The 14,362-nt window shown below is 71.3% G+C and carries 10 protein-coding genes; 4 read left to right on the top strand and 6 right to left on the bottom strand.

Annotated elements, in window-relative coordinates; all coding sequences use genetic code 11:
• Positions 1-73: 73 nt before the first annotated feature.
• Genes HBO46_RS16640 through HBO46_RS16630 form a run of 3 tightly spaced genes read right to left on the bottom strand, consistent with a single transcriptional unit; the run spans position 74 to position 3,580 of the window.
• Complete coding sequence (locus HBO46_RS16640) at positions 74-817, bottom strand: succinate dehydrogenase/fumarate reductase iron-sulfur subunit (RefSeq protein ID WP_166133665.1); 744 nt, start codon at positions 815-817, stop codon at positions 74-76.
• Positions 814-2,865 (bottom strand): fumarate reductase/succinate dehydrogenase flavoprotein subunit, encoded by a 2,052-nt coding sequence (locus tag HBO46_RS16635; protein ID WP_166133663.1) that lies wholly within the window; start codon positions 2,863-2,865, stop codon positions 814-816. Before HBO46_RS16635 ends, HBO46_RS16640 begins: the two co-directional genes overlap by 4 nt.
• 13 nt (positions 2,866-2,878) lie before the next feature.
• Positions 2,879-3,580, bottom strand: coding sequence for a succinate dehydrogenase cytochrome b subunit (locus tag HBO46_RS16630; RefSeq protein ID WP_166133661.1), 702 nt, complete (start codon positions 3,578-3,580; stop codon positions 2,879-2,881).
• 212 nt (positions 3,581-3,792) lie between these two features.
• Between HBO46_RS16630 and HBO46_RS16625 the strand changes: the two genes are divergently transcribed.
• From HBO46_RS16625 to HBO46_RS16610, 4 genes are all read left to right on the top strand, one after another.
• Positions 3,793-5,535, top strand: coding sequence for a methylmalonyl-CoA mutase family protein (locus tag HBO46_RS16625; RefSeq protein ID WP_166133659.1), 1,743 nt, complete (start codon positions 3,793-3,795; stop codon positions 5,533-5,535).
• Complete coding sequence (scpA, locus tag HBO46_RS16620) at positions 5,532-7,697, top strand: methylmalonyl-CoA mutase (protein WP_166133657.1); 2,166 nt, start codon at positions 5,532-5,534, stop codon at positions 7,695-7,697. Before HBO46_RS16625 ends, scpA begins: the two co-directional genes overlap by 4 nt.
• 19 nt (positions 7,698-7,716) lie before the next feature.
• Positions 7,717-8,727, top strand: coding sequence for a methylmalonyl Co-A mutase-associated GTPase MeaB (gene meaB, locus HBO46_RS16615; RefSeq protein ID WP_166133655.1), 1,011 nt, complete (start codon positions 7,717-7,719; stop codon positions 8,725-8,727).
• Between the two features lie 116 nt (positions 8,728-8,843).
• Positions 8,844-10,055: an amidohydrolase gene (locus HBO46_RS16610; protein WP_166133653.1), complete on the top strand. Its 1,212-nt coding sequence runs from the start codon at positions 8,844-8,846 to the stop codon at positions 10,053-10,055.
• Between the two features lie 194 nt (positions 10,056-10,249).
• Here HBO46_RS16610 and HBO46_RS16605 read toward each other — a convergent pair whose 3' ends face one another.
• From HBO46_RS16605 to HBO46_RS16595, 3 genes are read right to left on the bottom strand one after another with little or no spacing between them, the layout of a single operon-like run.
• A complete protein-coding gene (locus tag HBO46_RS16605) occupies positions 10,250-11,545 on the bottom strand; it encodes an ABC transporter permease (protein WP_166133651.1) in 1,296 nt (431 codons plus the stop codon).
• Complete coding sequence (locus tag HBO46_RS16600) at positions 11,542-12,807, bottom strand: ABC transporter permease (protein WP_166133649.1); 1,266 nt, start codon at positions 12,805-12,807, stop codon at positions 11,542-11,544. The genes HBO46_RS16605 and HBO46_RS16600 overlap by 4 nt, the downstream gene beginning before the upstream one ends.
• Positions 12,804-14,318, bottom strand: coding sequence for an ABC transporter ATP-binding protein (locus HBO46_RS16595; protein ID WP_166133647.1), 1,515 nt, complete (start codon positions 14,316-14,318; stop codon positions 12,804-12,806). The genes HBO46_RS16600 and HBO46_RS16595 overlap by 4 nt, the downstream gene beginning before the upstream one ends.
• Positions 14,319-14,362: the final 44 nt, after the last annotated feature.

The raw sequence follows: 14,362 nt of genomic DNA, 5'->3' as shown, positions 1-14,362 counted from the left end.
GCAGGGAAATGCACCGCGGGCCGGTGACCACCGAGGTGGTCACCGGCCCGCAGTGCGTGGTGCCGGTCGTGCGTCAGCGGCCCTGGGCAATGGCCGTGCGCAGGTCCTTGTTGAGCTGGGAGATCACGTCGAGCGGGATCTCCTTGGGGCAGGCGTTGGTGCACTCGCCGATGTTGGTGCAGCCACCGAAGCCCTCGGCGTCGTGCTGGGCGACCATGTCGACCACGCGGGAGTAGCGCTCCGGCTGACCCTGGGGCAGCTCGCCGAGGGCGGTGATCTTCGCGCCCATGAACAGCGACGCCGACCCGTTGGGGCACGCGGCGACACAGGCGCCGCAGCCGATGCAGGTGGCGGCGTTGAACGCGCGCATCGCCTTGTCACGCGGCGCGGGCACCGAGTTGGCCTCGGGAGCCGAACCGGTGTTGGCCGAGATGTAGCCGCCGGACTGGATGATGCGGTCGAAGGCCGAGCGGTCGACGACCAGGTCCTTGAGCACCGGGAACGGGTCCGCACGCCACGGCTCGATGGTGATGGTCTCGCCGTCGGTGAACGAGCGCATGTGCAGCTGGCAGGTCGTGGTGACCTCCGGGCCGTGCGCCTCGCCGTTGATCATCAGCGAGCAGGTGCCGCAGATGCCCTCGCGGCAGTCGGAGTCGAACGCCACCGGCTCCTGGCCCGAGGTGACGAGCTGCTCGTTGAGCAGGTCGAGCATCTCGAGGAACGACATGTCCTGCGACACGCCATCGAGCTCGTAGGTGTGCATCGCCCCTGCGGCCGACGCGTTCTCCTGGCGCCAGATCTTGAGGGTGAGCTTCACTTGTAGGACCTCTGCTTCATTTCGATGGCGGTGTAGATCAGGTCTTCCTTGTGCAGGACCGGCGCACCGTCGTCGCCGCCCCACTCCCAGGCCGCCACGTAGGCGAACTCGTCGTCGTGGCGCAGCGCCTCGCCGTCCTCGGTCTGCGACTCGCCGCGGAAGTGGCCGCCGCAGGACTCGCGCCGGTTGAGGGCGTCGATGCACATCAGCTCACCGAGCTCGATGAAGTCGGCGACGCGGCCGGCCTTCTCGAGGTCCTGGTTGAGCGACTCGCCGGAGCCGAGCACGCGAACGTTGCTCCAGAACTCCTTCTTGAGGTCCCGGATCAGGCCGATCGCACGGATCAGGCCCTCCTTGGTCCGCTCCATGCCGCAGTACTCCCACATGATCGTGCCGAGCTCCTTGTGGAAGGACTCGACCGAGCGGGAACCGTTGATGGAGAGGAACTTGTCGATGCGCTCCTGCACCGACTCCAGGGCCTCGACCACGGCGGGGTGTGACTCGTCGATGGCCTCGAAGGGGCCGTCGGCGAGGTAGTCGCGGATGGTGTTCGGCAGCACGAAGTAGCCGTCGGCCAGGCCCTGCATCAGCGCCGAGGCGCCGAGGCGGTTGGCGCCGTGGTCGGAGAAGTTGGCCTCGCCGGTCACGAACAGGCCGGGGATGCTCGACTGGAGCTCGTAGTCGACCCACAGGCCGCCCATGACGTAGTGCACGGCGGGGTAGATGCGCATCGGCACCTCGTAGGGGTTCTCACCCGTGATCCGCGCGTACATGTCGAGGAGGTTGTCGTACTTCTCCTCGACCTTGTCGCGGCCGAGGCGGCGGATCGCGTCGGTCAGGTCGAGGTAGACACCACGACGGACCTGGCGCTCCTCGCCGTTCGGGCCGACCTCGCGGACGGTCGGGCCGACGCCGCGGCCCTCGTCGCACATGTACTTGGCCGCACGCGAGGCGATGTCGCGGGGGACCAGGTTGCCGAACGCCGGGTAGATCCGCTCCAGGAAGTAGTCGCGGTCCTCCTCGGGGATGTCGCGCGGGTCCTTCTCGCAGTCCTCGGCCTTCTTCGGCACCCAGACGCGACCGTCGTTGCGCAGCGACTCCGACATCAGGGTCAGCTTCGACTGGTGGTCGCCGGTGACCGGGATGCAGGTCGGGTGGATCTGCGTGTAGCAGGGGTTGGCCATGTAGGCGCCCTTGCGGTGCGCGCGCCACGACGCGGTGACGTTGGAGCCCATCGCGTTGGTGGAGAGGTAGAAGACGTTGCCGTAGCCACCGGTGGCGAGCACGACGACGTCGGCGATGTGGGTCTCGATCGCGCCGGTCACCATGTCGCGGGCGATGATGCCGCGCGCCTTGCCGTCGGCGACGACGACCTCGAGCATCTCGTGGCGGGTGAACTGCTCCACGGTGCCCTCGGCGACCTGGCGCTCCAGCGCCTGGTAGGCGCCGAGCAGGAGCTGCTGGCCGGTCTGGCCGCGGGCGTAGAACGTGCGCGACACCTGCACGCCACCGAACGAGCGGTTGTCGAGCAGGCCGCCGTACTCGCGGGCGAACGGGACGCCCTGCGCGACGCACTGGTCGATGATGTTCGCGCTCTCCTCGGCCAGTCGGTAGACGTTGGACTCGCGAGCGCGGTAGTCACCGCCCTTGACCGTGTCGTAGAAGAGGCGGTACGTGGAGTCGCCGTCCTCCTTGTAGTTCTTCGCCGCGTTGATGCCGCCCTGGGCCGCGATCGAGTGCGCGCGGCGGGGGGAGTCCTGGTAGCAGAAGACCTTGACGTTGTAGCCGGCCTCGCCGAGCGTCGCCGCGGCCGCGCCACCGGCGAGGCCGGTGCCGACGATGATGATGTTGAGCTTGCGGCGGTTGGCCGGGTTGACCAGGCGGTTCTCGAACTTGCGGGTGGTCCAGCGCTCGGCGATCGGGCCGGTGGGGGCCTTCGGGTCGACGAGCTTGTCGCCGAGGACGTAGAAGCCCGCGGCGTCGTCGGACTTCTGCACCGGCGCCGTGTTGGTCGGCGTCAGGCCGGGGAGGAAATGAACGGAAGCCATGTCTTGGGGACCCTTACTTGGTGATGACGCCGAAGAGCGTGAACAGCGGGACCAGCGAGAAGCCGCCGGCGATGACCACCGCGACCACCCAGCCGGCCACGCGCGCACGGGCGCGGGAGGTGGCGGTGTTGGTGAAGCCGAGCGTCTGCAGCGCACTGAAGGTGCCGTGGTGGAGGTGCATGGCGAGGGCCAGCATCGCGGCCAGGTAGATGAGCGTCATCCACCACAGGTCGAAGGACTCCACCATCAGGTTGTACGGGTCGTTGGTCTCGCCGCCGGCAGGGTTCACCTTGCCGATCGTGAAGTGGATGAGGTGCCAGATGACGAAGAACAGGATCGCCAGGCCGCCCCAGCGCATGGTGCGCGAGGAGAGCGAGGAGCCCTTGTTCTTCTTCACCTCGTACTTCACCGTGCGGGCGTTGTTCGCGCGCCGCCACAGGGCTGCCGCACTGCCGACGTGCACCACGAGCGCCACGATCAGGGCCACGCGCATGATCCACAGGAAGCCTTCGTAGGGGAGCATCGGCTCCCCAAACTCCCGGAGGTGGTGCGCGTAGCTGTTGTAGGCGTCATGGCCAGCGAAGGCCTTGAGGTTGCCGTACATGTGCGCGAGCACATAGCCGATGAAGACGATGCCGCTGACCGCCATGGCCAGCTTGAGGGCGATCGTGGAGCGCGTCGCACGCGCTCCCTTGACGAGAGTCGGGGTTGCCACGGGCAGCACGGTACCGCTCGCGGGCGCCGGAAAGTGCCCCCGGGGCTGTGACAAATGCCCGGTTACTGTCGAGTACCTATAAGTAAGGTGAGCCTAACCCGAAACTATCCGTGGGTCACGTCACCGGACCCGACCCGCGTGTCGCGTCGGCTGCGTCACAGTTGGGGCTCCCGGGGTATCCACTCGGCGGGGGACTACCTAGGGTTCGCACCATGAATCCCGACACCACGGTCGAGGGCGGGCTCGCGGAGCCGACCGAGCTGGAGCCCGAGCAGGGCTCGCTCGACCTCGCCGACTCTGAGGACCGCGCCACGGTCGCCGACTGGGAGGCCGCCACCGCCGCGGTCCTGCGCAAGTCGCGACGCCTGACCGACGAGGACCCCGACTCGTCGGTGTGGGACAAGCTGACCCGCACCACGCTGGACGGGATCGGCATCACCCCGCTCGGCACCCCGCAGCTCCTCGACGCCCTGAGCACCGCCGGGCGTCCCTCCCGAGCCGGCGCCTGGGACGTGCGCGCCCACCTCGGGGCGGGCCCGGACCGCTCGCGCAACGAGGCCGCGCTGGTCGACCTCGACGGCGGTGTGACCTCCCTGTGGGTGCAGGTCGACGCCGACACCGACCTCGGCGTGCTGCTCGACGGCGTGCTGCTCGACCTCGCGGGTGTCGTCCTGGACGCCGCGGAGCCGGTCGCCGCCGCCCGCGCCTTCCTCTCCCTGGCCGGTGAGACCACCCTCGCGGCCGGCACCAACCTGGGCGTGAGCGCCGCGGCCGCGGAGGCCGACCTCGTCGAGGTCGCCACGCTGGCCCGTGACGCCGGCCTGCTCGGCGTCGTCGTGGACGCCACCGCGGTGCACGACCAGGGCGCCTCCGACGTCCAGGAGCTCGCCCAGTCGCTGGTCCTCGGCGTCCGCGCGCTGCGGGTCCTCACCGCAGCCGGCCTCGGCGTCGACGAGGCGGCGGGCCTGCTGGAGTTCCGCTACGCCGTCACCGACGAGCAGTTCCCGAGCATCGCCAAGCTGCGCGCCGCGCGCCGGCTGTGGGCGCGGGTCCTCGAGCTGAGCGGCGCCGAGACCTCGGCCCAGCGCCAGCACGTGGTCACCAGCCGGCCGATGATGAGCCGCTACGACCCCTACGTGAACATGCTGCGCACCACCGTCGCCGCGTTCGCCGCGGGCGTCGGCGGCGCCGACGCCGTCACGGTGCTGCCCTTCGACGCCCCGCTCGGGCGTCCGGAGGCGTTCGGCCGCCGGATCGCGCGCAACACCTCCCACCTGCTCATCGAGGAGTCCCACGTCGCCGCGGTCGCCGACCCGGCCGGTGGTGCGTACGCCGTGGAGAAGCTGACCGACGACCTGGCCCTCGCGGCCTGGGAGCTGTTCGGTCGCCTCGAGGACGGCGCCTCCCTCGAGGAGCTGATCGCCGAGACCGTCGCGCGCCGCGAGGCCGAGGTCGCGCGCCGCAAGCGCCCGATCACCGGCGTCAGCGAGTTCCCGAACCTCGCCGAGGAGCTGCCGCAGCGCGAGGCCGACGGCGGGTTCGACGGCGTGCGCTCCTACGGCGCGAGCTTCGAGGCGCTGCGCGATGAGCCCGCGGCCCGCCCGGTCTTCCTCGCCACGCTGGGCACCGTCGCCTCGCACACCGCCCGCGCCACGTTCGCGAGCAACCTGTTCGCGGCCGGCGGGATCGCCGTCGAGGTGGCCGGCCCGACCGTGGACGCCGAGGCGCTCGCCGCGGCGTACACCGCCTCGAGCGGCAGCCCCGTGGTCTGCCTGGCCGGCAGCGACGCGACGTACGCCGAGTGGGCCCCCGCCGCCGTCGAGGCGCTGCGCGCCGCCGGCGCGACCCGGGTCCTCATCGCCGGCAAGCCGATCGACGGCCTGACCGACGACTCCTGCGCGGTGGGCGTCGACGCCCTCGCGTTCCTCACCCGCACCCGGGAGGCACTGGCATGAGTGTTCCGAAGTCCTTCTCCGGCCTGTCCCTGACCGGCGACACCACCGTGCGCCGCGACGCCGGGCCGGCCGTCTCCGGCCAGCCCTGGACCGCACCGGAGGGCATCGAGATCAAGCCCTCCTACGGCCCCGACGACATCGCCGGCCTCGACGCGCTCGACACCTTCCCGGGCCTGAGCCCGTTCCTGCGCGGGCCGTACCCGACGATGTACACCACCCAGCCCTGGACGATCCGCCAGTACGCCGGGTTCTCGACCGCCGAGGAGTCCAACGCCTTCTACCGCCGCAACCTCGCGGCCGGCCAGAAGGGCCTCTCGGTCGCCTTCGACCTCGCCACCCACCGCGGCTACGACTCCGACCACCCGCGCGTGCGCGGCGACGTCGGCATGGCCGGCGTGGCGATCGACTCGATCTATGACACCCGCACCCTCTTCGACGGCATCCCGCTCGATGAGATGTCGGTGTCGATGACCATGAACGGCGCGGTGCTGCCGGTCCTGGCGCTCTACATCGCGGCGGCCGAGGAGCAGGGGGTGAAGCCGGAGCAGCTCGCGGGGACGATCCAGAACGACATCCTCAAGGAGTTCATGGTCCGCAACACCTACATCTACCCGCCGGCGCCGTCGATGCGGATCATCTCCGACATCTTCGCCTTCACCAGCCAGCGGATGCCGCGGTTCAACTCCATCTCGATCTCCGGCTACCACATGCAGGAGGCCGGGGCGACCGCCGACCTCGAGCTCGCCTACACCCTCGCCGACGGCGTGGAGTACATCCGTGCCGGCCTCGAGAGCGGGCTGAGCATCGACCAGTTCGCGCCCCGCCTGAGCTTCTTCTGGGCGATCGGCATGAACTTCTACATGGAGGTCGCCAAGATGCGCGCCGCCCGGGCCCTGTGGGCCCGCCTGGTGCGCCAGTTCGACCCGAAGAACCCCAAGTCGCTGAGCCTGCGCACGCACAGCCAGACCTCCGGCTGGTCGCTCACCGCCCAGGACGTCTTCAACAACGTCGGGCGCACCGCGATCGAGGCGATGGCCGCGACCCAGGGCCACACCCAGTCGCTGCACACCAACGCCCTCGACGAGGCGATCGCGCTGCCGACCGACTTCTCCGCGCGCATCGCCCGCAACACCCAGCTGCTGCTGCAGCAGGAGTCCGGCACCACCGGCACCATCGACCCGTGGGCGGGCTCCTACTACGTCGAGCGGCTCACCCACGACCTCGCGGAGCGCGCCTGGGCGCACATCCAGGAGGCCGAGAGCGCCGGCGGCATGGCCAAGGCCATCGAGCAGGGCATCCCGAAGATGCGCATCGAGGAGGCCGCGGCCCGCACCCAGGCCCGGATCGACTCCGGTGCGCAGGCCGTCATCGGCGTGAACACCTACCGGCTCGCCGCCGAGGACAAGCTCGACGTCCTGCGCGTCGACAACGACGAGGTCTACCGCGCCCAGGTCGCCAAGCTCGAGCGGCTGCGCGCCGAGCGCGACGACGCCGAGGTCACCCGCGCCCTGGAGCACCTCACCAACGCCGCCGAGCGCGGCGCCGGCCAGGGCCTGGAGGGCAACCTGCTCGGGCTCGCCGTCGACGCGGCCCGTGCGAAGGCCACCGTGGGGGAGATCTCGGAGGCGCTGGAGAAGGTCTACGGGCGCCACCAGGCGGTGATCCGTACGATCAGCGGCGTGTTCCGTGAGACCGCAAGCGCCGCCGGCGACAGCAAGCTCGACGAGGTCCTCGCCGCCACCGCGGCCTTCGAGGAGGCCGAGGGGCGCCGTCCGCGCATCCTGGTCGCCAAGATGGGCCAGGACGGCCACGACCGTGGCCAGAAGGTCATCGTCTCGGCGTTCGCCGACATGGGCTTCACCGTCGACGTGGGTCCGCTGTTCTCCACCCCGGAGGAGGTCGCCCAGCAGGCGATCGACGCGGACGTCCACATCGTCGGCGTCTCCTCGCTCGCGGCCGGGCACCTGACCCTGCTGCCCGCGCTGAAGCAGGCGCTGGCCGACCAGGGCCGCCCGGAGATCATGGTCGTGATCGGCGGCGTGATCCCGCCCGACGACGTGCCGACGCTGCTGGAGATGGGCGCGGCGGCGGTGTTCCTGCCCGGCACCGTCATCGCCGACTCGGCGCTGGACCTGCTCGCCAAGCTCCGCACGGACGGCTGAGGAGCGGGACGCACCCTCGATGAGCGCCCCTGACCTCGACGCCCTGGTCGACGGCATCCGCGCGGGTCAGCGCGCCATGGCTGCGCGAGCGATCACGCTCGTGGAGTCGCGGCGCGCTGACCACCGCGCGGCCGCCCGTGAGCTGCTTGCCCGGCTCGCGGAGCACGCCCCGCCCACCCCGGCGGTCCGGGTCGGCATCTCGGGGGTGCCCGGGGTCGGCAAGTCGACTTTCATCGAGACCCTCGGCACCCACCTGACCGCCCGCGGGCACCGGGTCGGCGTGCTGGCGGTCGATCCCTCCAGCGTGCGCACCGGCGGCTCGGTGCTCGGCGACAAGACCCGGATGCCCGCGCTCTCGGTCGACCCGAACGCGTTCATCCGGCCCTCGCCGTCGGCCGGCACGCTCGGTGGCGTCGCCGCGGCCACCTCTCAGGCGATGAGTGTGCTCGAGGGCGCCGGCTACGACGTGGTGCTCGTGGAGACGGTCGGCGTCGGGCAGTCCGAGATCACCGTGGCCGGCATGGTGGACACGTTCTTGTTCCTCACCCTGGCCCGCACCGGCGACCAGCTCCAGGGCATCAAGAAGGGCATCCTCGAGATCGCCGACGTGATCGCGGTCAACAAGGCCGACGCCGAGGGCGCCGGGGGAGTGGACCGCGAGGTCGAGGCCCGCGCCGCGGCCCGCGAGCTCGCCGGCGCCATGCGGATGGTGCGCGGCCCGCAGGAGTGGGCGCCGCCCGTGGTCACCTGCTCGGGCCTCACCGGCACCGGCGTCGACGACGTGTGGGAGCGGGTGCTGGCGCACCGCGACCACCTCGGGCGCGACGGGCTGCTCGCCAAGCGCGCCCAGCAGCAGCTGGACTTCACCTGGACCCTCGTGCGTGACCAGCTCGACGAGCGGCTGCGCCGCTCCCCGGGCGTGGCCGCGCTCCGCGACGAGCTGGCCGCGGACGTGCTCAGCGGGCGGCTCAGCGCGCCGGCGGCGGCCGACCGGATCCTCGCGGCGTACGACGCCGACCCGCGGGACTGACCGGACCCGACCGGCAGGGCGGGTGGGGGTCAGGACGGGTGAGGTCGCTCACCCGGGAGGTCCCACGCCCCGACTGTCCCGGGATCCTCCCGGCCGCGTCGTCTAGGCTCGACGTGATGCCCGCGGACGCCCCCACCCCGACCGACCCGACCACCAGCGCACTCCTCGCCGACGCCGTCGACCAGCATCTCGAGGATCTGCTCGCGCTCCGTCGGGACCTGCACGCACACCCCGAGCTGTCGTGGCGCGAGGTCCGCACCACGGCCCGCGTCGCCGACGAGGTCGAGAAGCTGGGCTGGCAGGTCACGCGGCTGCCGCGCTCCGGCCTGGTCGCCGATCTGGGGGACACAGGCCCGATCGTGGCGCTGCGCGCCGACCTCGACGCGCTCCCGGTCCCGGACCTGACCGACGACCCGTGGGTGAGCACCGTCGACGGCGCTGCCCACGCGTGCGGCCACGACGTCCACATCACCGCGGTGCTCGGCGCCGCCCGCGCCCTGAGCGCCGCCCACGCGGCCGGCCGGCTGCCCGGTCGGGTGCGGCTGCTCTTCCAGCCCGCCGAGGAGGTCATGCCCGGCGGTGCGCTGGCCCTGCTCGAGTTCGGAGCCCTCGCCGAGGTCTGCCGGGTCTTCGGCCTGCACTGCGACCCCAGCCTCGACGTGGGCCACATCGGCCTGCGCGAAGGCCCGATCACCGGCGCGGCCGACCACCTGCAGGTGCAGCTCAGCGGCTCCGGCGGGCACACCTCGCGCCCGCACCTCACCGAGGACCTCACCTTCGCGCTGGGCAAGGTGGTCACCGAGCTGCCCGCGATCCTCTCGCGCCGCCTCGACCCCCGCGCCGGCGTGAGCGTGGTGTGGGGCGTGCTCCAGGCGGGCTCGGCCCACAACGTCGTGCCCAGCACCGGCTGGCTCGGCGGCACCGTGCGGATGCTCGACGCGATCGCCTGGTCCGAGGCCGAGAAGCTCGTGCCGGTGCTCATCGAGCAGATCGTGGCTCCCTACGGCGTGCGCGCCGAGGTGGACTACCGCCGCGGCGTCCCGCCGGTCGTCAACGAGGCCCGATCCATCGCGCTGCTCTCTGCCGCCACCCAGGACGTGCTCGGCCTCGAGGGCCCGGTCGTCACCCAGCAGAGCCTGGGCGGCGAGGACTTCGGCTGGTACCTCGACCACCTGCCCGGCGCCATGATGCGCCTGGGCACCCGCACGCCCGGCGGCCCGACGTACGACCTGCACCAGGGGGACCTGCGCGTCGACGAGCGCGCGGTCGCCATCGGCGCCAAGGTCCTCGCCGGCGTGGCCGTCCGCGCCCTCGCCGACCTCGCCTGACCCCACCCCCTCCGCCGAGTCGGCGCCAATGGCTGCCCCAGTCGGCCCTTGTGGCTGCCCGAGTCGGTCCTTGTGGCGAGGCAGGTCTCGACTCGACCGGCGAAAGTCTCGATTCGAGCGGCAGAAGTCTCGACTCGACGCACGAGACCCCCGGCTCGCCGAGGCGAACCGGGGGTCTCGGGGTGCTGCGGGGGCTAGGCCTTCTTGTACGGCAGGCCGACGGCTGCCGGGCCGCGGGAGATGCCGACCAGGCCGGCCACCGCGACCACGGTCACGATGTAGGGCAGCATCAGCATGAACTCGCTGGGCACCGGCGAGCCGATGACCGACAGCACGCCCTGCAGGTTGGACGCGAAGCCGAAGAGCAGCGCGGCCAGGGTCGCGCGGATCGGGTCCCACTTGCCGAAGATCACCGCGGCGAGGGCGATGTAGCCGGCCCCGCCGGTCATCTCGCGGTTGAACTGCTGCACCGACACCAGCGTGTAGAACGCGCCGCCCATGCCGGCGATCGCGCCGCCGAGCAGCAGCGTGCGGTAGCGGGTGGCGATCACGTTGATGCCCACGGTGTCCGCGGCCTTGGGGTGCTCGCCGACCGCGCGGACCCGCAGGCCCCACTTGGTGCGGTACAGCGCCCACGCGACGACGGCGACCGTGACGTAGAGCAGGTAGACGATCGGGGACTGGCGGAACAGCACCGGGCCGATGAGCGGGATGTCGCCCAGCACGGGGATCGCGTACGGCGCGAGGCGCGGCGGGCTGTTCAGGGCCTCGGCGTTGGGTGCCAGCACCTGGCCGAACATGAAGCTGGTGAAGCCGATGATCAGCACGTTGAGCACCACACCGACGATGACCTGCTCGACGTAGTAGCTGATCGCGAACACGCCCAGGATCAGGGCGACCAGGGCGCCGGCGGCCATCGCGCCGACCACACCGGCCCACGAGGAGCCGATCACCGAGGCGACCACCGCGGCGGCGAAGGCACCGGCCAGGAGCTGGCCGTCGATGGCGATGTTGACCACGCCGGCCCGCTCGCCGAGCACGCCGCCGAGGGCGCCGAACACGAGCGGTACGGCGAGCGCGATCGAGCCCGCGATCAGCCCGACGACGGGCAGCGTGCTGCCGGCCGCGGCCCAGGCGAGGAAGCCGATCATCGCGAGGATCGCGAACACGACGACCAGCCAGACCGGGGTGGTCCGCGTGCGCAGGTAGCGTCGGGTCGACTCGGCGGTGATGAGCGCGAGCAGCACGACCATCGTCCAGGTGGTGCCCATGGCGGGCACGGTGACGTCCGGCAGCTCGAAGAAGTCGTTGCGCGTGGCGAGCCGGAACGTCGTGTCACCCTCCTGCGGCCCGAACAGCGCCGCGGCGGCCAGGGCGAGGGTGACGACGGCGAGGACGACCGACGTCTTCTTGCTGACGACGGTGATGACCTCGAGGTCAGCGCTCACCGTGCCCGAGGATGAGGCAGGGGCGGGTGCGGGGGTGCTCACGAGGCCTCCTTTGCGGGCAGACGGAAGATCGCCCGGACCAGCGGCGGGGCCGCGATGAACAGCACGATCAGGGATTGGATGACCAAGACGATGTCGACGGGGATGCCCTGGGAGGCCTGCATGGAGAAGCCGCCGGCCTTGAAGGCACCGAACAGCAGGCCCGCGCCGAGGATGCCCAGCGGGCTGGAGCGGCCGAGCAGCGCGACGGTGATGGCGTCGAAGCCGATGCCGGCGTCCAGGCCGGAGTTGACGCCGCTGGTGACGGTGCCGAGCACCTGGTTGGTGGCGGCGAGGCCGACGAGCGAGCCGGCGATGAGCATCGCGAGGATGTAGGTGCGCCCGACGTTGATGCCCGCGGTGCGGGCGGCGTGCGGGTTCTCCCCGACGGCGCGGAAGCGGTAGCCCAGCGCGGAGCGGTTCAGCAGCCACCAGACCACGACCACCGCGACGAGCGCGAGGACGAAGCCGAGGTGCAGGTTGAACCGGTCACCGAGGAGCTTGGGCAGCTGGCCCTCGTCGGGGATGGGCTGCGACTGCGGGTTGATCGTGTTCGGCGCCTGGAGCAGGCCCTGGGTGGAGAGGGCGTAGAGCACCAGGTAGTAGCCGACGTAGTTGAGCATGATCGTGACGATCACCTCATGGGCGCCGGTGCGGGCCTTCAACACGCCCGCGATGCCGGCCCACAGGCCGGCGACGACCATGCCAGCCAGGATCGAGACGATCAGCAGCAGCGGGAACGGCAGGTTGGCGTTGATGGCCACCCACCCGGCGAACGCGCCGCCGATGAGCATCTGGCCGCGACCGCCGATGTTGAACAGGCCGGCGCGGAACGCCAGGCCGACGCCCAGGCCGGCGGCGATCAGCGGACCGGCGAACTTCAGGGTCTCGGTCAGGGGGCGGATCGCGGTCTGGAAGTCGTCGACGCGGGTGTTGTAGATCGAGCCGCGGAACAGCGCGCCGTACGCCCCCGAGATCGCCTCCCACGCGGCGGAGAAGAAGTCACCGGGGCGGGCGAAGAGGTACTGCGCGCTCGCGCGGACCTCCTCGTTGGTCGCCAGGATCATCACCGAGCCGACCAGGACGGCCAGGAAGACCGAGAGCACGCCGACGGCGGCGTTGCCGGTGGTGATCGAGCGCAGGACGTGGTGCCAGGGGCCGTTGGCGCGGTCGTCCTCGTCGGGGCGGTGCGGCGCCTCCTCGACCTCCGGCGGCGGAGAGCCTTGGGCCTCCGGCGCGGGCTGCGGGTTGTCGGGGTTGCTCATGAGACGGCTCCTGCCGGTCGTTCGCCGGTCATCATCAGGCCGAGTACCTCTCGGGGGGTGTCGGCCGGGACGATCCCGACGATCCGACCGCGGTAGAGGACCATGATCCGGTCGGCCAGCGCGACCACCTCGTCGAGCTCGGTGGAGACGACGAGGACGGGCACGCCGGCGTCGCGGGTGGCCACGATCTGCTGGTGGATGAACTCGATCGACCCCACGTCGACGCCGCGGGTCGGTTGGGCCGCGACCAGCAGGCGCAGGTCGCGGGAGAGCTCGCGCGCTACGACGACCTTCTGCTGGTTGCCGCCCGAGAGACGCTCGACCGGGGTCGTGATGCCGGGGGCGCGGACGTCGTAGGCGGCGAGCCTGTCGCGGGCGAACTCGTCGCGCTTGTGCAGCTGCACCGACCCGGCGCGGACGAACGGCGCACCGAAGCTGCGGTCGAGCATGAGGTTCTCGGCGATGGAGAAGGTGCCGACCAGACCGTCGACCTGGCGGTCCTCGGGGATGAACCCGACGCCGGCCTCGAGCACCTGGCGCACGCTGCGTCCGACGAGCTCGCGCCCGTCGAGGCGGATGGATCCGTGGACGTGCTCCTGGAGGCCGACGAGGGCCTCGGTGAGCTCGGTCTGACCGTTGCCCTGCACGCCGGCGACGGCGAGCACCTCGCCGGCACGGATCGAGAAGCTCAGGTCGTTGACGTGGACCAGGCCGGTCTGATCGGCCACGGTCAGGCCGGAGACGACGAGCGCCTCCTCGCCGAGCTTGGGGGCGTCCTTGTGGACGGTCAGCTCGACCGGGCGGCCGACCATCAGCGCCGCCAGCTCGGCGTTGCTGGCGGTGGGCTGGGCCTCGCCGACCACCTTGCCCAGCCGGATCACGGTGATCCGGTTGGCGACCTCGCGGACCTCGCGGAGCTTGTGGGTGATGAACACGATCGCGGTGCCGGACTCACGCAGCTGGCGCATGATCTGCATCAGCTCGTCGGTCTCCTGCGGGGTGAGCACCGCGGTCGGCTCGTCGAAGACGAGGATCTTGGCGTCGCGGGAGAGGGCCTTGATGATCTCGACGCGCTGCTGCACGCCGACCGGCAGGTCCTCGACGACGGCGTCGGGGTCGACGTGGAACCCGAAGCGCTCGGAGATCTCACGCACCTTGGCGCGGGCGGCCTCGAGGTCGAGGGACCCGGCGAAGCCGGTCTCCTCGTGGCCGAGCATGACGTTCTCGGCGACGGTGAAGACGGGGATCAGCATGAAGTGCTGGTGCACCATGCCGATGCCGGCCGCCATCGCATCGCCGGGGCCGGCGAAGTGCTGCACCTCGCCGTCGAGGACGATCTCGCCCTCGTCGGCCTGGTACAGGCCGTAGAGAACGTTCATCAGGGTGGACTTGCCGGCGCCGTTCTCACCCAGCAGACAGTGGATCTCGCCGGAGTCGACGGTGAGGGAGATGCGGTCGTTGGCGACCAGGCTGCCGAAGCGCTTGGTCACGTTGCGCAGGGCGAGTTGCATGGGTCGATCCTAGGGAGGACACGTCGGGCGGGACGGCTGCGGGC

This window comes from Nocardioides ochotonae (assembly GCF_011420305.2).
GTDB classification, from domain to species: domain Bacteria; phylum Actinomycetota; class Actinomycetes; order Propionibacteriales; family Nocardioidaceae; genus Nocardioides; species Nocardioides ochotonae.
This window is presented reverse-complemented; position numbering and strand designations above follow the sequence as displayed.